Annotated in this window: 21 protein-coding genes; 14 read left to right on the top strand and 7 right to left on the bottom strand. The window is 72.3% G+C overall.

Annotation, left to right across the window (positions count from 1 at the left end; translation table 11 throughout):
* Positions 1 to 231 precede the first annotated feature (231 nt).
* Positions 232 to 2,676 (top strand): polysaccharide biosynthesis tyrosine autokinase, encoded by a 2,445-nt coding sequence (locus tag VF092_12545; GenBank protein HEX6748115.1) that lies wholly within the window; start codon positions 232 to 234, stop codon positions 2,674 to 2,676.
* Between the two features lie 63 nt (positions 2,677 to 2,739).
* Here the strand turns inward: VF092_12545 and VF092_12540 are convergent, their stop codons facing one another.
* The gene (locus VF092_12540; GenBank protein ID HEX6748114.1) at positions 2,740 to 4,347 is read right to left on the bottom strand and encodes an MFS transporter; all 1,608 of its coding nucleotides are present in this window, start codon (positions 4,345 to 4,347) and stop codon (positions 2,740 to 2,742) included.
* Between the two features lie 208 nt (positions 4,348 to 4,555).
* Between VF092_12540 and VF092_12535 the strand changes: the two genes are divergently transcribed.
* From VF092_12535 to VF092_12520, 4 genes are all read left to right on the top strand, one after another.
* Entirely contained in the window at positions 4,556 to 4,735 is a 180-nt protein-coding gene (locus VF092_12535; protein ID HEX6748113.1) for a hypothetical protein, read from the top strand.
* Positions 4,736 to 4,808: 73 nt separating this feature from the next.
* Complete coding sequence (locus tag VF092_12530; protein HEX6748112.1) at positions 4,809 to 5,360, top strand: GNAT family N-acetyltransferase; 552 nt, start codon at positions 4,809 to 4,811, stop codon at positions 5,358 to 5,360.
* 115 nt (positions 5,361 to 5,475) lie between these two features.
* Positions 5,476 to 7,365 (top strand): ATP-binding protein, encoded by a 1,890-nt coding sequence (locus VF092_12525; protein ID HEX6748111.1) that lies wholly within the window; start codon positions 5,476 to 5,478, stop codon positions 7,363 to 7,365.
* Positions 7,358 to 7,675 (top strand): hypothetical protein, encoded by a 318-nt coding sequence (locus VF092_12520; GenBank protein ID HEX6748110.1) that lies wholly within the window; start codon positions 7,358 to 7,360, stop codon positions 7,673 to 7,675. Before VF092_12525 ends, VF092_12520 begins: the two co-directional genes overlap by 8 nt.
* Positions 7,676 to 7,813: 138 nt before the next feature.
* Here the strand turns inward: VF092_12520 and VF092_12515 are convergent, their stop codons facing one another.
* From VF092_12515 to VF092_12505, 3 genes are all read right to left on the bottom strand, one after another.
* Positions 7,814 to 8,248, bottom strand: a complete 435-nt coding sequence (locus VF092_12515; protein ID HEX6748109.1) for a low affinity iron permease family protein — start codon at positions 8,246 to 8,248, stop codon at positions 7,814 to 7,816.
* A gap of 111 nt (positions 8,249 to 8,359) precedes the next feature.
* The gene (locus VF092_12510) at positions 8,360 to 8,677 is read right to left on the bottom strand and encodes a hypothetical protein (protein HEX6748108.1); all 318 of its coding nucleotides are present in this window, start codon (positions 8,675 to 8,677) and stop codon (positions 8,360 to 8,362) included.
* 129 nt (positions 8,678 to 8,806) lie between these two features.
* On the bottom strand, positions 8,807 to 9,079 hold the full coding sequence (locus VF092_12505; protein ID HEX6748107.1) for a hypothetical protein: 273 nt from the start codon (positions 9,077 to 9,079) through the stop codon (positions 8,807 to 8,809).
* A gap of 20 nt (positions 9,080 to 9,099) precedes the next feature.
* Between VF092_12505 and VF092_12500 the strand changes: the two genes are divergently transcribed.
* The 3 genes from VF092_12500 to VF092_12490 are packed head-to-tail and all read left to right on the top strand — an operon-like array spanning position 9,100 to position 11,274.
* Positions 9,100 to 9,522 (top strand): hypothetical protein, encoded by a 423-nt coding sequence (locus VF092_12500; protein HEX6748106.1) that lies wholly within the window; start codon positions 9,100 to 9,102, stop codon positions 9,520 to 9,522.
* Positions 9,507 to 10,274, top strand: coding sequence for an SDR family oxidoreductase (locus tag VF092_12495; GenBank protein HEX6748105.1), 768 nt, complete (start codon positions 9,507 to 9,509; stop codon positions 10,272 to 10,274). Before VF092_12500 ends, VF092_12495 begins: the two co-directional genes overlap by 16 nt.
* Positions 10,267 to 11,274: an asparaginase gene (locus VF092_12490; GenBank protein HEX6748104.1), complete on the top strand. Its 1,008-nt coding sequence runs from the start codon at positions 10,267 to 10,269 to the stop codon at positions 11,272 to 11,274. Before VF092_12495 ends, VF092_12490 begins: the two co-directional genes overlap by 8 nt.
* A gap of 8 nt (positions 11,275 to 11,282) precedes the next feature.
* Here VF092_12490 and VF092_12485 read toward each other — a convergent pair whose 3' ends face one another.
* Positions 11,283 to 11,477, bottom strand: coding sequence for a hypothetical protein (locus tag VF092_12485; protein HEX6748103.1), 195 nt, complete (start codon positions 11,475 to 11,477; stop codon positions 11,283 to 11,285).
* 74 nt (positions 11,478 to 11,551) lie between these two features.
* Positions 11,552 to 11,806, bottom strand: coding sequence for a hypothetical protein (locus VF092_12480; GenBank protein HEX6748102.1), 255 nt, complete (start codon positions 11,804 to 11,806; stop codon positions 11,552 to 11,554).
* A gap of 143 nt (positions 11,807 to 11,949) precedes the next feature.
* Here VF092_12480 and VF092_12475 point away from each other — a divergent pair, with 143 nt between their 5' ends.
* The 5 genes from VF092_12475 to VF092_12455 all read left to right on the top strand — a co-directional run bounded on the left by VF092_12475 (position 11,950) and on the right by VF092_12455 (position 15,891).
* Positions 11,950 to 12,465, top strand: coding sequence for a UPF0158 family protein (locus VF092_12475; protein ID HEX6748101.1), 516 nt, complete (start codon positions 11,950 to 11,952; stop codon positions 12,463 to 12,465).
* 19 nt (positions 12,466 to 12,484) lie between these two features.
* Positions 12,485 to 13,411 (top strand): hypothetical protein, encoded by a 927-nt coding sequence (locus VF092_12470; GenBank protein ID HEX6748100.1) that lies wholly within the window; start codon positions 12,485 to 12,487, stop codon positions 13,409 to 13,411.
* Positions 13,405 to 14,256, top strand: a complete 852-nt coding sequence (locus tag VF092_12465) for a hypothetical protein (GenBank protein ID HEX6748099.1) — start codon at positions 13,405 to 13,407, stop codon at positions 14,254 to 14,256. The genes VF092_12470 and VF092_12465 overlap by 7 nt, the downstream gene beginning before the upstream one ends.
* The gene (locus tag VF092_12460) at positions 14,250 to 15,233 is read left to right on the top strand and encodes a hypothetical protein (protein ID HEX6748098.1); all 984 of its coding nucleotides are present in this window, start codon (positions 14,250 to 14,252) and stop codon (positions 15,231 to 15,233) included. The genes VF092_12465 and VF092_12460 overlap by 7 nt, the downstream gene beginning before the upstream one ends.
* Before the next feature lie 85 nt (positions 15,234 to 15,318).
* Positions 15,319 to 15,891, top strand: a complete 573-nt coding sequence (locus VF092_12455) for a hypothetical protein (protein ID HEX6748097.1) — start codon at positions 15,319 to 15,321, stop codon at positions 15,889 to 15,891.
* A 100-nt stretch (positions 15,892 to 15,991) separates the two neighbouring features.
* Here VF092_12455 and VF092_12450 read toward each other — a convergent pair whose 3' ends face one another.
* The gene (locus VF092_12450; protein ID HEX6748096.1) at positions 15,992 to 17,416 is read right to left on the bottom strand and encodes an AMP-binding protein; all 1,425 of its coding nucleotides are present in this window, start codon (positions 17,414 to 17,416) and stop codon (positions 15,992 to 15,994) included.
* Between the two features lie 482 nt (positions 17,417 to 17,898).
* Here VF092_12450 and glmM point away from each other — a divergent pair, with 482 nt between their 5' ends.
* Positions 17,899 to 19,269 carry a phosphoglucosamine mutase gene (gene glmM / locus VF092_12445; protein ID HEX6748095.1) on the top strand — a complete coding sequence of 457 codons (1,371 nt, stop codon included), beginning with the start codon at positions 17,899 to 17,901 and terminating at the stop codon, positions 19,267 to 19,269.
* Positions 19,270 to 19,573: the final 304 nt, after the last annotated feature.

The following is a 19,573-nucleotide window of genomic DNA, read 5'->3' as shown; positions in this document are numbered from 1 at the left end:
CGCGGGGGGAGGGTCCCGCCGGGGGAGGGTCCCGCGGGGCGCGGGGATGAACGGATGTGTGCTTTCGCACCGTTCCGTTTTCCCCGATAAGTCGTTATCTTCCAACACATTCTGCTGATCTGGCCGTGGCTGGCCCGCGCGGCTTTTCCTGAATCTTTCAAAGTCGCAGGCAATCCCCCGCGCCCCCCGCGCGGCGGCTCCTGCGTTTCCGCTGCACCCCCGGTGACGCACGTGTCCGAGTTGACCCCCATCGATCCCGTGACCACCAGCTTGTCCGAGCGCTCGTCGCGCACGCCGCTGCTGCGCTCGCAGCTGACCCCGCAGGCCCAGGACGAGAGCGACGGCATCCCCATCCGCGACTACCTGAGCGCGCTCCGCCGCTACTGGTGGCTCGTCGCGGCCGCGGTCGTGCTCTCCGCCGGCGTGGCGCTCTGGCGCGTGTCGAAGGAGCTGCCGATGTACCTGGCCACCACCTCGGTGCGCCTGCGCGACGCGTCGGTGAAGATGGGCGGCGACCTGGGCGCCACCAGCGGGACCAACCCCGACCAGCTCCCCGGCTACTACACCGACCCCATCCTCTCGCAGATCCAGGTGCTGCGCAGCCGCAGCGTGGCCGGGCTGGTGGCCGACTCGCTGGGGCTGCGCCTGCGCCCGGTGAAGCCCGACTTCCCCTACGCGGTGGTCGGCGCGGTGCGCGTCAACTCGGCCGCGCAGGACGGCGACACCATGGCCGTGGAGTTCGGCGAGCGCGAGGTCACCGCCACGCTGAACGGCGTCACCGCGAAGGCGCCCTATCGCCGCCCGCTGCAGCTTCCCGGCGTGGAGGCGACGTTCATCCGCCGCCCGTCGTTCTCCTCCGCGCAGTTCTCCCTGGTCTCGCGCGAGGACGCCATCAACGCCGTGCTGAACGGGCTGACCGCCAAGCCGCGCGAGCTGACCAACGTCATCGACATCGCCTACACGGCGTACGACCGGCACCTGGCGCAGCGCGTGGCCGACGCCGCGGCGGTCAGCTTCCAGCACGTGAACACCGAGAGCGCGCAGCAGGCGTCGCGCCGCCGCGCGCTGTTCATCCGCGAGCAGCTGCGCAGCACCGACTCGCTGCTGATCGCCGCGCAGTACCAGCTCAGCCAGTTCCGCAAGAACGTCAACGCCTTCAGCCCGCAGGAGAAGTTCAGGACCACGCAGGAGGGGCTGGCGGGGCTGCGCATGCACCGCGAGGAGCTGGACCAGGAGCGCCGCATTTACGCGCAGATGGGCACGGCGCTGGGCAACACCCGCGACGGCGGCGAGCAGCTGGCCGCGCTGGCCGCCAGCCCGCAGGTGGGGACGAACAGCGGGCTCGTCTCGCTCTACCAGCAGATGCAGCGCTACCAGGTCCTGCGCGACTCGCTGACCACCGGCCCCTGGTCGCGCGCGGCCACGAACCCCGACGTGCAGCGGCTCGACTCGCTCATCGCCAGCTCGCGCAACCGGCTGGGGATGGCGGTGTCGGCGCGCTCCACGGCGCTCGACGCGCAGGTGCGGGTGATGGACCAGATGATGGCCACCGACGCCGCCAGCGTCAGCCAGCTCCCCGACGCCGAGGCCGAGCAGCAGCGCCTGGCGCGGCAGGTGGAGACGCTGCAGACGCTCACCGACGACCTGCTGCGCGAGCAGCAGAAGGCGCGCATCGACGAGGCGGTGGAGGCCGGGCAGGTGGAGATGATGGACCACGCGCTCGTCCCCGGCGGCCCCATGCCGCGCGGGGTGAAGAAGCGCGTGCTCTTCGCGCTGCTGATCGGGCTGATGATCGGCGCCGGCGGCGCGTTCCTCCTCGACCGGCTGAACACCGCGCTCTTCCGCCGCGAGGAGATCGAGGCGCTGCTGCACGTGCCCGTCCTGGCCATCGTGCCGAAGATCGTCCCCGAGGCCGAGAAGCGCCGCCGCCCGGGCCGCAAGCTGAAGGTGCCCGGCACCGCGCTGGTCAAGCGCTCGCCGGCCCCGGCCGACGCGCTGATCACCGTCACCGACCTGCACTCGGCGGGGTCGCAGGCGTACCGGAAGCTCAGGACGCACCTGATCTTCTCCACCGGCGGCGACCCGCTGCGCACGCTGCTGGTCACCTCGCCGGGCGCCAGCGAGGGGAAGAGCACGGTGTGCGCGAACCTGGCGGTGACCTTCGCGCAGCAGCACATGCGCGTGCTGCTGGTGGACTGCGACATGCGCCGCAGCCGGCTGCACACCCTGTTCGGCGCCGAGCGCACCCCCGGCCTCACCGAGGTGCTGGCGCGCCAGGGAACGCTGGAAGAGGCGATCCGCTCGACGCAGGTGGAGGGGCTGCACATCCTTCCCGCCGGCACGCTGGTGCCCAACATCAGCGAGCTGCTGGGCGGCGCCGGGATGCGCGCGGTGATGGCCGAGCTCTCCTCGCGCTACGACCTGGTCGTGGTCGACACTCCGCCCGTCCTGGCCGCCGCCGACGCGGAGATCCTGGGCGTGCAGACCGACGCCGTCCTCCTCGTCCTCCGCGCCGGGCAGACGGACCGCCAGCCCGCGCAGTACGCCGTGCAGCAGCTCCGCGCCATCGGCGCGCGGGTGGTGGGCGCGGTGCTGAACGACCCGGACGAGAAGGTGGCGGACTACGGCCGGTACACCTACTACTACGACTACTACAGCCAGCCAGCCAACGCGTGAGTGCTGAGTGCCGAGTGCGCCGGATCATCGCGATTCTGCTGCTCTGCGCGAGACTTGTTGTTCTTACCCGCTCGATGATTGCCGGCGTTTCGGGCGGATGGGCTCGATCATCGCCCAGCCGATGACGCCGCTCGCGGCCGCCATCCCCGCGGCCACCAGCATCACCACGCGGAAGGCGTGCACGAACGCCTCGTCCACGGCGCGGGCGGCGGCGGCGCGGACGGCGGGGGGCGCGTTCTCCGGCGCCTCGGCGGCGGCGAGGCGGATCCGCTGCGTCTGGACCGCGCTCGCCGCGTCGGCGGGGACGGCGTGCGCGCGGAGCCGGCCAGGGAGCGCATCGCCGAACGCGCCGACGGCGATCAGCCCGAACACGGCGATCGCCAGCAGTCCCGCGGCGCGCGACACGGCGTTGTTCACCCCCGACGCGGCGCCGGCGTGGCGCTGCTCGACGGCGCCCATCACCGCGGTGGTCAGCGGCGCCACGGCGATCGTCATCCCCAGCCCCAGCACCACCACGGCGGGGAAGAAGGTGGCCCAGTAGCTCCCGCCGATCCCCGGCAGCGTGTAGAGCGCGAGTCCCCCCGCGGCCACGAGCGGGCCGACGGTGAGCGGCAGCCGCGCGCCGAAGCGGTCCACCAGCCCGCCCGCCCAGCGTGACAGCAGCGACATCAGCACGATGAAGGGAAGAAACGCGGCGCCCGCGGCCGCCGCGCCGTAGCCCTGCACGTCGATCAGGTCGAAGGGGATGAAGAACATCGCCCCGCCCAGCGCCGCGTACAGCAGCAGCGTCAGCAGGTTGGCGCCGGTGAAGGTGCGCGAGCGGAAGAGCTCCGGCGGAACCATCGGCGCCCGCGCCCGGTGCTCGACGGCCACAAACGCCGCCAGCGCCACCACGCCGCCGATCATCCCCCCCAGCACCAGCGGCGACCCCCATCCCAGCCGCGACGACTCCACCAGCGCGAGGGTGATCCCGCCGAGACCCACCGTCGCCAGCGCGGCGCCGGCCAGGTCGAGCCGCGCGCCGGCCGCCTCGTCGTCGCGGCTCTCGCATACGCGCAGCGCCAGGATCGCCAGCACCGCCGCGGTGAAGGGAACGTTGATGTAGAAGATCCATCGCCACGACGCGTGCTCCACCAGCCAGCCGCCCAGCACCGGCCCCAGCCCCGCGGCGATGGCCGTCGATCCCGACCACGTCCCGATCGCGCGGCCGCGCTTCTCCGGCGGGAACGACGCGCTGATCAGCGCTAGGCTCCCCGGCACCAGCAGCGCCCCGCCCACGCCCTGCACCGCGCGCGCGGCGATCAGCCACGGCAGCGAGGGCGCCAGCCCGCACGCGACGGACGCGACGCCGAACAGCAGCACGCCCGCGCCGAAGACCAGTCTCCGCCCATACCGATCTCCCAGCGCGCCGCCGACCAGCAGGAGCGCGGAGAGGAGGAGCGCGTACGACTCCACCACCCACTGCACGCCGGCCACGTCCGCGCCCAGCGCGCGCTGCAGCACGGGAAGGGCGACGTTCACCACCGTGCCGTCGACGAACGACATGCTGGAGCCGAGGATGGCCGCGGCGAGCACCCATCCCCCCGCCGCCGTCTGCGCGGCGGAGGCGGGCGCGCGCGCGCTGCGGACGACGCCCTCGTCGCAGGGCGCGTGCATGGCGTGGGTGCTCATCTCGCCGGAACCGCGTGCATGGCCGCGCTCGCGCCGAAGGTCTGTCAATCGGGAGCGACGAAGGTAGGCCGCGCCCGCCGGCGGGTGCAAGCAAACAGATTGCGCGGAAATCCACCGCCGGTCGACCGGGCGGGCCGGCATCCGGCGCAGCCTTGACGACTTCAAGCGCGTATACTATGTTTAGTTCCACCCGTACCTGGAGTGCGACATGGGCCTTGAGCGGACGCCGCCCTTCACCGAGGAAGGGTCGCGGGAAGTCTTGGAGGAACTGGAGAACGGGTCTCCCGACACGCCGGAACGCCGCAAGACGTTCGAGCGCATGCGTCGCATGGAGTTCCTGGTCGAACGGGAGCTCGCGCTGGTGGAGAAGAGGAAGAAACGCAGCTGAACTGCGCACGTCCGCTGTTCAATCCCGGGCACGTCGACCGACCTGCCCGGGTTTTCTTTTGCCGGATCCCACAATGCACTCGTTCTACGACCCTGCTGCCGGGTGGAGCGAAGGCGACATCGACGTCGTTCCGCTGGATGGGGAACCGCCCGGTGGGTTTGACTGTGGGCGCGCCGAGCAGAACGAGTATCTCTACGAGCGTGCGTGGCGCGACCACTGCCGTCGCCTGTCCGCCACTCGCCTGTTTTTCGTCAAAGGGATACTCGCCGGCTACCTCACGACCACCGCGGACCTGGTGGAACTGGGTACGCGCGAGAAAGACCCGGGCATTCGATATCGTTCCCTGCCGGCGATCAAGATTGCGCAGCTCGGCGTCGACCGCCGCTTCGCAGGATGCGGACTCGGGCAATCCCTCGTGGCCTATGCGCTCACGTTTGCCCGCCGCGAATGCGCGAGGATCGGGGCCCGCTACGTGACGGTCGACGCGAAACCGGATCTGGAGGGCTGGTACGCGCGCCAAGGGTTTGTACGCAATCGGGTCGTACAGAAGCGGAGGGAGGAAGCTCATCCGGATGCTTCCGGTGTCCCCATCAGCATGCGGTTCGATCTCCTCCAGATGGAGTGACTCGGCCCCAACGCTGCTCGCCGACTCGGGGACGTGCGTTGCACGCGTCTTGCCTCCTGCGCGGACCGAATGCGCCTCGGAGCGCGGGCCGGAGACACCCACGGAGCGCGGGCGAATGCGCGAGGGCGGGCGGAAGGCGGCGGGCACGGCGGCGCTGGCGGGGGGTGCGTACCTCGCCGAGGCCAGCCGCCTGCTTGCCGATTCGCTCGACTACGAGACCACGCTGGGCACCGTGGCCGCGCTGGCGCTGCCGCACCTGGGCGGGTGGTGCATCGTCGACCTGGTGGAGGACGACGGCACCATGCGCCGCCTGGCCGTGGTCCATCCCGACCCCGCGCTGCAGCCGCTGGCCCGCCGCCTGGTTTCCGGGTGGCCGCCGCGGATCGAGGACCCCCTCGGCGTGCCCGTCGTCGTGCGCACCGGCCGCCCGGAGCTGATCCCCCACGTCAGCGACGAGATGGTGGCCGCCGCCGCGCGCGACCCCGACCACCTGCGCACGCTGCGGGCGCTGGGGATCGGCTCCGTGATCGTGGCCCCGATGACGGCGCGCGGGCAGGTGCTGGGCGCCATGACCTTCGTCAGCGCCGAGCACTCCCCCTACGACGAGGGAGACCTGGAGCTGGCGGAGGACCTGGCCCGCCGCGCCGCCATCTCCATCGACAACGCCCGGCTGTACCGCGCCGCCGAGCGCGCCCGCGCCCAGGCCGAGGAGGCCAGCCGCACCAAGAGCGAGTTCCTGGCGGCCATGAGCCACGAGATGCGCACCCCGCTGAACGCGGTGCTGGGCTACGTGGACCTGATGGAGCTGGAGATCGCCGGGCCGCTGACCGGGGAGCAGCGCGAGCACCTGGGCCGCGTGCGCACCGCCGGCGCGCAGCTGCTGGCGATGGTGGACCAGGTGCTGGACCTGGCGCGATTGGAGTCCGGCCGCATGACGGTGGCCCGCGAGCGCGCGTCGGTGCAGGAGGCGGTGGACGAGGCCCTCTCGCGCGCCCGCGCCTTCGCCGCGGACGGGGGCGTGGCGCTGCACGACGGCTGCGCGCCGTCGAACCCCGCCTTCTACCTGGGCGACGTGGGGCGCGTGGGCCAGGTGCTGGACCATCTCCTTTCCAACGCGGTGAAGTTCACCCGGCGCGGCGGCTCGGTGCGCGTGAGCTGCGGCGTGGCCGCTTCCGCCGATCCCGGCGCGTGGGTGGCGGGCCGTGGGCCGTGGGCGTGCGTGGAGGTCGAGGACACGGGGATCGGGATCGATCCGCGGCGGATGGACGAGCTGTTCGAGCCCTTCCGCCAGGGCGAGAGCGGGCACACGCGCACCGAGGGCGGCGCGGGGCTGGGGCTGACCGTCGCCCGGCAGCTGGCGCGGCTGATGGGCGGCGACGTGACGGTGCGCAGCGTGCCGGGGCAGGGCTCGTGCTTCACCCTCTGGCTTCCCGCGGCGCCGGAGAGCGAGGTGGGCCGCGACGAGCGCACCCGCCGCCGCGCCGGGTGGGCCATCGAGGCGGCGGGAAGCGCGCTGACCTGCCACGTGGACGTCGTGATGGAGTCGTACGTGCGCCGCGTTCGCAGCGACCCGCAGGTGCCGCACGCGCGTGGCGCCACCGACGTGGACCTGCTGAATCACGCAGCCACCCTGGTGGCCGACGTGGCGCAGTCGATGGTGGTGCTGGGCGGCAGCGCCGAGGACGCGCCGCGGCTGCTGCGCGACGGCACCCGCATCCAGCGCCTGGTGGCCGAGCTGCACGCCGAGCAGCGCCAGCGGCTGGACTGGGACGAGACCGAGCTGCGGCGCGACTTCGAGGTGCTGCGCGAAGAGGTGGAGGGGTGCATCCGCGCGCACCTGCCCGCTGGCGAGGGCGCGGACGCCGCCGTGGCCGTGGCCGCCCGGCTGCTGCGCCAGAGCGAGCGCGTGGGTGTGCAGGCGCACCGCGCGGCGGACGAGGACGGCGGCGATCGGCCCGGGGAGAGGGAAGCGGAGCCGGGAAGGAGCCGGGAGCGTTATGGCTGACGATCCCGTCGAGCGCGCCGCCCGCATCCGCAAGTCGCTGGCGAACACCGTGAAGGAGGTGCGCGGCGGCAACCCCGCGCCCGCCGCCGGAGAAGCGGGCGAGGCGGCGAAGCCCGGGAAGGCGAAGAAGGACGGCGGGAAGACGGAGGATGCCGATTCGCCCGAGCGGACGGCGCACGACCGCGACGTCAACGCGCTCCTGGACCATACCCGCGCGGTGATCGACCATACACGCAAGGTGATCGAGCAGACGCGCGCGAACCTCCAGCGGCTGACGCGCAAGGATTCGGGAGACGCGGGGAAGGAATAGTGCGTCGCGGCGGGCGGAGCATCATCCCGAAAATCTGAAAAGATTGGTTTCATGCAGAGTCAGCAGGGTCAGCAGAGAACTGCAGTCAGTCTCTCTGCTGACCCTGCTGACTCTGCGTGAAATCAACGTCTTCGGGGGTCACTCCTCCACCTGGTCCTCGGCGCGGCGGCCGGTCCGGCGGCGGTCGCGGTGGCTGGGGAAGTGCTCCTCCTCCCACTGCTTGTGCTCGCGCAGGCGGTGGAACTCCTCTTGCAGCTTCGCCAGCTCCTCGTCGGACATCGACTCCACGTCCACCAGCCCGGTGCGCGCCTTGGCCACGGCGCGCAGCAACTCGTCGAGCTTCAGGTGGATGGCCTTGGCGTCGCGGTTCTGCGTGTTCTGGATGAGGAACACCATCAGGAAGGTGACGATGGTGGTGCCGGTGTTGATGATCAGCTGCCAGGTGTTCGAGTAGCCGAACATCGGCCCGGTGACCGCCCACGCCAGGATCACCAGCACGGCGGCGATGAACGTCCACGCCGAGCCGACCACGTTCGACACCGCCTGCGCGAAGCGCCGGAACCGGTCCTTCATCTGCGGTCGCCTCCTCTCCCGGGGCGCCGCAATGTCAACTTCCGAGCCAATGAACAAAGGAACGGGTGCGGGGCGTGCCCCGCACCCGTTCTTCCCCGCGACGCGACGCAGTCAGGGACGCTTGCCGGTGGTGTCGCGCGTGCCGCCCATGTGCGCGGGCGTGCCGCTCCCCGACGGGCTGGAGATGGTGTTCGGCCCCGTCTCCGACGCGGGCGGCGCCTGCACCGGGGGCACGGTCGACGGCGTGGCGGCGGGCTGCGGGCTAGCCTGGTCGGAGTTGCTGCCGCTGTTTGCGCCGCCGTTCATCCCCGTGGTATCGCCCGTCGCTCCCTCGCTGCCGCCCTGGTAGTCGCCGCCGCCCTGCTTGCTGCACGCCGCGCCCAGCATCGCCACCACGCCCAGCACCGCGGCCAGCCGCTTCCCCGTCATCTCCCGCTCCTTGCTCGTGATCTCCCCTGACATCAGGCCGCAGCCGCGGCCGCCGGGCCGCGTCCGGGGCGCAAGCCACATGCCCGGCGCGCCGCACCGATCCTGTCAGCGTCCGCCGCGTCGTTTGAATCAGGGCGATTGCCGCAAGACGGCGTCTACCTTGCCGGGCAGATCGACGAGATGGAACGATGATCGGGGATGGAGATAGTCCTCTCCGCTCTCGTCAACGATGCGAACGAAGCCGGACCGCTCGGCGACGGGGTCGGGGACGACCTCGTACAGCTTGCGGCGCTCGAGCGATGCCGGGTTATCTCCGGATCGGAGGCAGATGGCCCAGGTGCGCATCGGTGGATTGATTCTGGTCCCGCGCGGCGGCGGGACGTACTTTTCGCGGCCGATCATCCCGATTCCATCAATCTCACATGCCGGACGAACTCCCGGAAGACCTGACCGACGCGCTCCAGGATGCCCGGCGAGCGGAGAAGGAGCACGCGCTGTTCTACCGCGCGCTCGCCGCCGCCGCCGAGGAGCGCGGCGACGCGGTGCTCAGCGAGCGCTTCAACGAGCTGCACGCCGACGAGCAGCATCACCTGTCGCGGCTGACGGCGCGGCTGCTGGAGCTGGGTGCCGCGCTCGACGACCTGGGCGACATCGCGCCGGGGGAGGCGCGGCTGGAGGGGTGGGAGGACGAGGCGCGGCGGCGCGAGGAGGGCGAGGTAGCGCGCTACGAGGGGATGCTGGAGAGCGGAGATATCGACGCGCAGACGGAGGCGCTGCTGCGCGAGATCCTGGACACGGAGCGGCACCACGCCGCGGAGCTGGGGGGCAAGTGGACGGCGGCCTGAGCCTGGGACTGACGGGAAAGCGCGCCGTGGTGAGCGGCGCGTCGCGCGGGGTGGGGCGCGCCGCGGCGCTGATGCTGGCGCGCGCCGGCGCCGACGTGGGCGTCGGCTACCTCAATCGCGCGGAGGAGGCGGAGGCCGTGGCCGCCGAGGTGCGCGCGCTCGGGCGCCGGGCGTACGCGCAGGCGGGCGACATCTCCACCCCCTGGGGCGCCGAGCTGCTGTTCGAGCGCGCGCTGGTGGAGTTCGGGGGGATCGACATCTTCGTGGGCAACGCCGGCGTGTGGGTGGCCGAGGACGTCTCCATCGCCGACATGACCGACGAGCAGTGGCGCCGCAGCATCCAGCAGAACCTGGACTCCATCTTCCACACCGTGCGGCTGGCGGCGCGCTTCGTCACCCCCAACGGCCGCATCGTGCTGGTCTCCTCCACCGCCGGGCAGCGAGGCGAGTCGTTCCACGCCGACTACGCGGCCACCAAGGGCGCCCTCATCTCCCTGACCAAGTCGGTGGCCGTCGAGCTGGCGCCGCGGGGGATCACGGTCAACTGCGTGGCGCCGGGGTGGACCGACACGGAGATGATCGAGAAGCCGATGGCGGCCGGCCGAGCGCGCATCGAGGCGTCGATCCCGCTGGGCCGCGTGGCCAGCGCCGACGATGTGGCGGGGCCGATCGTCTTCCTCTGCTCGGCGCTGGCGCGGCACGTCACCGGCGAGATCCTGAACGTGAACGGCGGGAGCGTGCTCTGTGGCTGAGCGGCCGCTCCCGCGCGTGCTTCTCCTCGCCACCGGCGGCACCATCTCCATGCGCCGCGACCCCGAGGCGGGCGGCGCGGTGCCCCGGCTGACCGGGCGCGAGATCATCGAGTCGGTGCCGGGGATCGACGCCGTCGCGGAGCTGGAGGTGCGCGAGTTCGGGCGCCATCCCGGCCCGCACATGACCATCGAGCGGATGTGGGAGCTGCGCGCCGCCATCCTCGACGCCTTTGCCGAGGGCGTGGACGGCGTGGTGGTGACGCACGGCACCGACACCATCGAGGAGACGGCGTATCTCCTCGACCGCTCGCTCCCGGCCGAGATCCCCGTCGTGATCACCGGGGCGATGCGCAACTCGTCGGAGCTGTCGTGGGACGGCCCGGCGAACCTGATGAGTGCGGTGGAGGTGGCGTCGGCTCCCGAGGCGCGCGGGCGGGGGACGATGGTGGTGATGGACGAGGAGATCGTGCAGGGCGCCGAGGTGGTGAAAACGCACACCGAGCAGGCCGGCACCTTCCGCTCGCCCAACTGGGGGCCACTGGGGATCACCGACAAGGGGCAGGCGCTGTTCTACCGCGAGAGCCGCCGCAAGCCGACGCTGGCGCCGCGGCAGCCGGTCGTCCCCGTCGACCTGATCAAGATCGTGGCCGGCGCCGACGCGCGGCTGGTGGAGGCCAGCCTGGACTCGGGCGCGCACGGCATCGTGCTGGAGGCGATGGGGCGGGGGAACGTGCCCCCCGCGGTGCTCCCCGGCATCCACCGCTGGATCGAGGCGGACCGCCCCGTGGTCATCGCCAGCCGTTCGTCGCGGGGGCGGGTGCTCGACACCTACGCGTACGAGGGCGGCGGCCACCAGCTGCGCGAGTTGGGGTGCATCTTCGCCGACCACATGACCGGGCAGCAGGCGCGGATCGAGCTCATCCTCGCGCTGGGCGTGCACGGCCGCGACGTGCAGCGCGTCCGCGACACGGTGGAGGCGGGGCGGTACGACGAGGGGTAGGCGGGGTTTTACGGCGCCAGGCGGGGACCGTCGCCGCGCGTGGCGCGGAGGATCGCGCGCTCGAGGTACAGCGTCGTGCGCTCCTCCAGCGTCTCGCCCGCCGCCTCCAGCCGCGCGATGCGTTCGCCGTGGGACCGCAGGTCGCGCTCGACGTCCTTCACGTCCGCCTCGACAGAGCCGACCCGGGTGCGGAGCTCGCCCACGTTCGCCTCCATCTTCCCGGAAAACTGAATCACGGCCTTGAATTGTGAGGCAAGGTCGCTGAGAGACATGACGGTCACCTCGCCTGGGCGTGGATCTCGGCCTTCAGCGCGTCGATCTCCCTCCGGGTGTGCTCGCTGCGCCGGTTCGACTCCTCCAGCCCCGCGACGGTGCGGGCGAGGGTTCGATTCAACTCCTTCAATCCTTCAAGAAACTCGTCGAGCAGATCAGGATTCTTCTCTAGCTCGGCCCGGAGTTCCTCCATGAACTCGTGGGCGCGTCTTCTGGACTCGTCCGTGACGGGACTGCCATTGGAATCGAATCGCTTCATGCTTCGCTCCGGGGTAGACGGCGGTTGGCGCAGCGATGATATTCGACGTGGTAGACGTAAACTAGTACGATGTTGACAGAACGTCAAGGCGCATATGGGGCGCATTTTACGCGGTCACTTACCCTGACGCCTGGAGGTGTGGGATGACGAAGATCCAGATCGACGAGGGCGAGCTGCTGATGGCGATGGACAGCGGCGACGGAACGGACCTCTGGTACCTGGACCGCCGGACCGGCGCGGTGATCCTTACCGACGAGGATTATCTTCTGGACGACGAGAGCGACGAGGACGAGGAAGAAGACGAGCTCCTGGATGAAGACGCGGCGGTCCGGAAGATGATCGACGAGGACAAGGAAGATCGCTACCTGCCGATCCCGTCGCTCTCGTCGGACGAGGGGTTCCGGATCATGGAGCGCTTCGCCGGCACGGTGGATGACCGGCGCATTCGCGAGGAGCTGTTCGACGCGCTCGACAGACGGCGGCCGTTCCGGTCGTTCAAGGATGCGCTCCTTGCCCATCCCGAGGTGCGCGAGCAATGGTTCACGTACCACGAGAACCAGCTGCGCGAGGCGGCGCTCGACTGGCTGCGCAGCGAGGAGATCGACGCCGAGCTGGTGCCCTTCGTCGATCGCAGCTCGGAGGAGTCCGCCTCCCCCTGACCTCCACCCCTCCCGCCCGATGTCTCCCTTCCATCCATTTTCCGCCGCCGCGCTCCTGCTCGCGGCCACGGTCACCGCCTGCCAGGCGGCGAAGCCCGCGCGCGGGGAGGATGCCGTCGCTGCGCGGCCCGCATCGCCAGCACCGGCGCCGCCCGCCGCGCAGGCGCCGGCGCAGCCCGCGCGCGACCACGTGCTGTTCGCGGTGGACGACAACGAGGAAGGGCACGTCTACGGCGAGGCTGTGGCCGTGCTGCCGGCGGGCGGCGGGTATCGCGCCGTCCCGCTGGCGGATTCGATGGATGCGTTCTATGCGCGCTGGCTCGACCGCGGCCACCGCTACACGCTGCTGCACTTCGGGCGCCCCGCGGGGACGGTGATCGTCGGCAGCACCGACCAGGAGGGATGCGGCGCGGGCGGCGCGGAGCTGAGCGGCGCCGCGCTCCATCCTGACGATGGGAGCGCGCTGGCGACGGATCTCGCCATCCCGGCGGGGCCGCCGATGCGCCGCGCCGCCACGGCCGCCGAGGTGGCGGAGATGACGGCGCTCCTGCGCCGCGCGGTGACGGAGCACGGCAGCGGCTGGGGCGAGTCCGCCAGCGTGCGGGTGACGCGCATCCTCGTCCCCGGCGGCGCGGAGGTGCTGGCGGGGGATGTCGAGCTGCGCGGCGACGAGGCGGACGCGCCGCCGGCCGCCGCCGCGTTCGTGATCGCCGAGCGCGCGGGCGGCGCGTGGCGGCCGGCGGTCACCTGGGTGCCCGTCCCGCCGTCGCCCACGGAGGAGAGGCCGATGAGCCGCCTCCTGCTCGACGCCGCCGACCTGGACGGCGACGGGTCGCCCGAGCTGGTGACGCGCACGGGCTACAGCGAGTGGTCGCAGTACACCATCTACCGCCGCGCCGCCGGTGGATGGACCGCGGTCTACGACGCGCACGGCGGGGGATGCTGATCCTCCGCCGCGTCGCCGTCTCCCTCCTGCTCGTCCCCCTCGCCGCGTGCGATCGCCGTCCGGCTCCGTCCATCGCGGCCGGCGGCGACTCGGCGATCGTGATCCAGGCCATGCCCTTCCGCACGCTCGCCGCCGTGGAGTCGTACCGCGGCGATGCGCGGATCATCGTCCTGGCGCAGGTCGCGGACTCCGGCGGGCTCGGCGCCGACGCGTTCCGCCCGCCGGAGGGCGACCTCTCGCGCTTCGGCCGCGCGCACCCGCTCACGCTGCTGGAGGCTGGCCGCCCCGCGGGCCGGGTGGTCGCCGGCGAGCGCCAGCCCACCTGCGGCGGCGACTCGTCCGCCGAGGTGCTCGGGGGTGCGTCGGCGCCGGAGGAGTGGTCCGCGCTGGCGACGGATCGCCCCGTCCCGCCCGGCCCGCCGCTGCGCCGCCCGCCCACGCCCGCCGAGCGCGCGGCGATGGAGGCGTTGCTGCGCGAGACGATCCAGGCGTACGACACCGTCCGGTGGGTGGACGCGCCGCGGAAGCGCATCGACGCGGTGGCGATGCCGGACGGCGGCACGGCGCTGGTCGGGTCATCGTGGCCGGAGTGGACGCACGGCACGCCGGTGGCGTGGGGCGCGTTCATCGTGGCCGAGCGCGTGGACGGCCGCTGGCAGCCGGTGCTCACCGTCACCGGCGACTCCGACGAGGCGTACTACACGGCGCTCTTCGACGTCGTCGACCTCGACGGTGACGGCATCCCCGAGCTCGTCACCAGCAACCTGGGGCAGTATCCCCTCTACCAGGTGATCCAGCGCCGCGCGGACCAGTGGGAGATTCTCTGGGGAGGGCCCGGATGCTGACGAGCCACCGCATCGCCATCCCCCTGCTGTTCATCGCCGTGGCGGCGTGCGGGCACGACCGGCCGCCGCCCGCGCGACGAGCCGCCGCCGCGCCTCCTCCGACGTCGCCGGCCGCAGCGGCGCCGGACACGGACGTGTTCTACGCCGAGTCGCCCGTGTCGCACGAGTCGAGCGGGCGCGCGGCCGACCACGGCGCACCCGAGCTCGCCGCGGACACCGGTGGCGCGGGCGACCACCTGGTCCTGGCGGTCCGCGACGCCCACCGAGGTTGGGCGGACGCCGACGCCATCGTGCTGGTGAAGCCGAACGGCGAGCTGCGCCGGCCGCGCATGCCGTCGGCCATGCCGGCGCCGGAGTTTCCCTTCGCGCGGCGATGGCTGGACGACGGGCACGCGTACACGCTCCTTCGCGCCGGCCGTCCGGCGGGGCGGATGGAGGTGATCGGCGGGAGAATCGGGTGTGCCCCCGGCGTGAACGCCCACGTTCCGCGCGGCCTGCCGCCGTATTGGTCGGGGCTGGCGACCGACCTCGAGCTCCCCGCCGGCCCCGCGCCGCGGCGCCGCCCCACGCCCGCAGAGCGGCGCGCGATGACGGCGCTGCTGCGCGACAGCGCGGACGCGCACGGCTCGACGTGGGACGAGGGCGTGAGCGTCGCCGTCGACGCGAGCCCGCTCCCCGGCGGCGCGACGGTGCTCGCCGGCTCGGCGTATCGCCGCATGGACGACGTGATCGGCACCGTCGCGTGGGCGATCTTCGTGCTGGCGGAAGGCGAGGGGGATGCGTATCGCCCCGCGCTGTACTGGCGCGAGTTCGGTGACGACGCGAACGCGCCGGTGCTGCTCGACGTGCTGGACCTGGACCGCGACGGCGTGCCCGAGATCTTCACCGGTTCCGGCGGGCCGCACCCCCAGCAGTACAGCATCCTCCGCCGCGGCCCGGACGGGTGGCGCTCGATCGCCGACGCGGGCGGGTGCTGATCGGCCGGGTTTCTGGCCCGGACGTTGCCGGTCTCCCCCGGCCTGCCGCCCAATGGCGGGCGGTGTGAACGCAGGGAGGGAGACGATGCGGTACGACCGGGGATACGGCCGCGACTTCGGCGGCTGGCAGGGCGGGCGGATGGCGGGGATGCCGCGCTACGACGAGATGTTCCGCGGGCGCGAGCGGCACGCGGGACCGCCGCAGGGCCGCCGCGGGCGCGATGCCGGGCGGATGGGGTGGCACGACGTGCCCACGGCGTTCGGGCCCACCGCGCACCCGTCGGAGAACCAGCACCCGATGCCGGGCGAGACGGACTTCCTGGGCCGCCCCTACTCGCGCGCGGCGCTGGACGACCGCCCGTGGGGGCTGATCGACCAGAAGCGGATGCAGGCCGGGTACGATGGCGGATACCGCGGGGCGCCGCGCGGCTACGGCGGCTACGATCGGGGATACGACCCCGGCTTCCGCGGGGGATACGCGCGCGGCGGCTACGACGAAGGCTACGGCGCGCGGCGGCGCTGGCAGATGGAGGGGATGCGGCCGGAGGAGTACCATCCGCGCTTCACCCCCGACAGCGACGAGGCGGGGATGGACGTGCACCGCTATGGCCGCGGCCGCGACATGCGCTACACCAGCAACTGGACGCGCTGGTTCTGAATCTCCAGAGACGATTTTGCCTCACGCAGAGGAGCAGAGGCAGCAGAGGTGAGTTCTCTGCTGCCTCTGCTCCTCTGCGTGAGACCTGCTGTTTTCAGGTTCAGTTTTCGATGGTGATGACGCCGGGCTGCTTGTAGGCGGCCAGGCGCTCGCGGCAGATCAGCTTCACCGCGGCCTCGTCGAGCTCGGCGTCGTCGGCGGGGACGACGGTGAGGACGACCTCGTTCTCCTTCACCGGGTCGGGCGCGGCGGTGACCCACGCCTCGGCGATGCGCGGGTCGGCCGTCAGCGCGCGCTCCACCTCGCGCGGATAGACGTTGAAGCCCGCGCGGGTGAACATGCGCTTCTGCACGCCGCGGAAGCGCACGGCGCCGTCCGGTTCGGCCACGCCCAGGTCGCCGGTGCGGAAGGCGCCGTCCCAGAACACCGCCGGGTCGCGCCCCTCGTCGCCCACGTAGCCCGCGAACACGCCGGCGCCCTCCACGCAGATCTCCCCCGGCTCGCCCGGCGGCACCATCCCGCCCCGCGCGTCGCGGAGCGTCACGTCCACGCCGGGGAAGGGATAGCCGAGCGTCCCCGGGCGGTTCGGGCGGTCGACGCGGTTGAACAGGACCACGGGCGAGCACTCGGTGATCCCGTAGCCCTCGCGCAGGGGGATGCCGAAGGTGTCCTCGAAGCGCCGCGCCACCTCGCCCCGCAGCGGCGCGCCGCCGCAGATGGCGATGCGCAGCCGGTGCATGGGCACGCCGTGCTTCTCGGCCGCGGAGACGAGGGCGACGAACATCGCGGGAACGCCGGAGATCACCGTGGCGCACTCCGACTCCAGCCAGCCCAGCACCTTCGCGGGGTGGAAGCGCTCCACCGGCACCATCCGCGCGCCCGCCGCCACGGGCGCGTTCAGCGTCACCGTCAACCCGAACGCGTGCACCCACGGGAGCAGCCCCAGCACGCAGTCGTCGGCGGTCAGCTGCATCGCCTCGATCACCCCGTTCAGGTTGGAGACGAGGTTGCGGTGCGTGAGCCGCGCCCCGCGCGCCCACCCGTCCATCGCCGAGGTGTGGATGACGACGGCCTCGCGGTCGCCGCGCGGGAGCGGTCCGTCGAGCTCGGCGTCGCGCGGGCGGAGGTCCCACTCCGTCTCCAGCGCGCCATCGGCCGCGTCCACGCACAGCTTGGGGATGCCGGTGGGGACGAGGTGCTCGAGCGCCTCGATGGTGATCACCCCGCGCGCGCGGGCGTCGGCCAGGTACTCGCCGGTCTCGCGCGGGGAGAGGAGGGGGTTGAGCATCACCGCGCCGGCGCCCGCGCGCAGGGTGCCGAAGAAGGCGGTGGGAAAGGCGGGGACGTTGGGGAGGAGAAGGCCCAGGCGGCCGCCGTTGACCCCCATCCCCCGCAGCGCGTCGGCGAAGTCGCGGACCCGGCGCTCCAGCTCGAACCAGGTGGCGGGCGCGTCGGCGGCCAGGGCCATGCGCTCGGGGGCGAGCCGCGCGGTGGCCGTCAGCAGGGAGTCCAGCGGCTGCGTCACGTTGGGTCCGATGTGGGGGTCCGCGCCGGCATACGGCGCGCCAACCTACCGTTCGGCGCGCCGAACGCAAGACGAGAACCGTTCTTGCAATCGCCACCCCGCTTTCACTCATCTGTTTGCCTTGACGGAGCGCACGGCGGCCCCGACATTCACCGCCCCGTCGCGCCCCCGGCACTCCGTGCCCGCGGCGCGACTTTTGTCCCCGCTGAGTGCTGAGTGCTGAGTGCTGAGTGCTGAGTGCTGAGTGCTGAGTGCTGAGTGAGCGGCGGCGCCGGGATATGCCGGGCGAATGAATTCGCGGCAACAACGGCACAAAGTCCCTTCGGGACTGCGGCCGCGGTATCCCGCGATTCCCCGGGCTCTCGTGAGTCCGAGGACCGCGTGGAAGGTTGCAGAGCGCGTCATGACCTTCCCCGCAGTCCGCGCGGAGGCGGCGCCGGGCGGTGGGGCAAGACAGATCTTGAACTCTGGGTGCGAGTGGGATGCTGGATACTTCGAAGCTGATGGTGAGCGTCTCCGGCGTCCGCGGGCGCGTGGGCGACGGGCTGACGCCGGAGGTGATCGCTTGGTTCGCGGCCGCGTTCGGCGCATACGCGCGGCGCCGCGGGCCGGGGAAGACGGTGGTGATCGGCCGCGACAGCCGCGTCTCCGGGGCGATGTTCGCGCGCGCCGCCACCGCCGCGCTGCAGGCCGCCGGCTGCGACGTGGTGGACGTGGGCATCGCCGCCACGCCGAGCGTGCAGCTGGCGGTGGAGGACCTGAAGGCGGCGGGGGGATTGGCCGTCACCGCGAGCCACAATCCCATCGAGTGGAACGCGCTGAAGTTCATCGGCCCCAGCGGGATGTTCCTGGACGCCGACGAGGGGAAGGAGATGCGCGCGCTGCTGGACGGCGAGATCCCGCGCGCGACCTGGCAGGAGCTGGGGGGATGGCGCGCGGACGAGGGCGCCGCCGAGCGCCACGTCCAGCGCATCCTGGCCATCCCCTTCCTCGACGTGGAGCGGATCCGCTCGATGCGCTACCACGTTGCGCTCGACTGCGTGCGCGGCGCGGGGGGGACGATCTTCCCGCGGCTGCTCGAGGCGCTCGGCTGCACCGTCGACGCGATCAACCTGGAGACCGACGGCCTCTTCCCGCGCGAGCCCGAGCCCGTCGCGGAGAACCTGGGCGAGCTGGAGGCGCTGGTCCGCCGCACCGGCGCCGCGGTCGGCCTGGCGACGGACCCGGACGTGGACCGCCTCTCCCTCGTCTCCGAGCAGGGGAAGGCGATCGGCGAGGACTACACGCTCGCCCTCGCCTCGGCGCTGGTGCTGCGCCACCGGCCGGGCGCGCTGGTCACCAACCTCTCCACCAGCCGCCTGATGGACGACGTGGCCGCGAAGGCCGGCGTGCCGCTCTTCCGCGCGCCGGTGGGCGAGATCAACGTGGCGCGGCGGATGCAAGCGGAGAACGCCACCGTCGGCGGCGAGGGGAACGGCGGGGTGATCCTCCCCGACGTGCACCTGACGCGCGACGCGCCGGTCGCGGCCGCGCTGGTGCTGCAGCTGCTGGCGGAGACGGGGCAGCCGCTGAGCGAGCTGGCGGCGGAGATCGGCCGCTACGAGATCGTGAAGGAAAAGCTGCCGCGCCCCGGCCAGCCGCTCGACGCCGTCTACGACGCGCTGGCGGCGCGCTTCCCCGAGGCCGAGGCGGACCGGCAGGACGGGCTGCGCCTCTCCTGGCCGGAGAAGAAGAGCTGGGCGCATCTCCGCCCGTCGGGGACGGAGCCGATCGTCCGCATCATCTGCGAAGCCCCCACGCGCGACGAGGCGCAGGGGCTGGTGGATACGCTGCGGGCGGCGCTGCCGGAGTGAACCCCAGTGCCCAGTGCCCAGTGCCCAGTGCCCAGTGCCCAGTGCCCAGTGCCCAGTGCCCAGTGCCCAGTGCCCAGTGGGTCGGTGCATGACGTGATCTGGAGCCGCCGGGAAGCCCGCGTGAGGTAGATACCGCCAGCCGGTTCACGATTCAGTTACTGGGCACTTGGCACTGGGCACTGGGCACTCAGTCCCAGCGGTACGAGGGGTGCAGAGAGACAGGCCGGGGATCTTCCCCAATCCGCAGTCGCAGTTGCCGTCAGTGTCGGTTCAACACGCAGTGCCGGACACACAATCCACGCGA

The organism is Longimicrobium sp. (genome assembly GCA_036377595.1).
Lineage (GTDB): Bacteria > Gemmatimonadota > Gemmatimonadetes > Longimicrobiales > Longimicrobiaceae > Longimicrobium.
The sequence above is the reverse complement of the archived record's forward strand: the minus strand, read 5'-3'. Positions and strand labels throughout refer to the sequence as shown.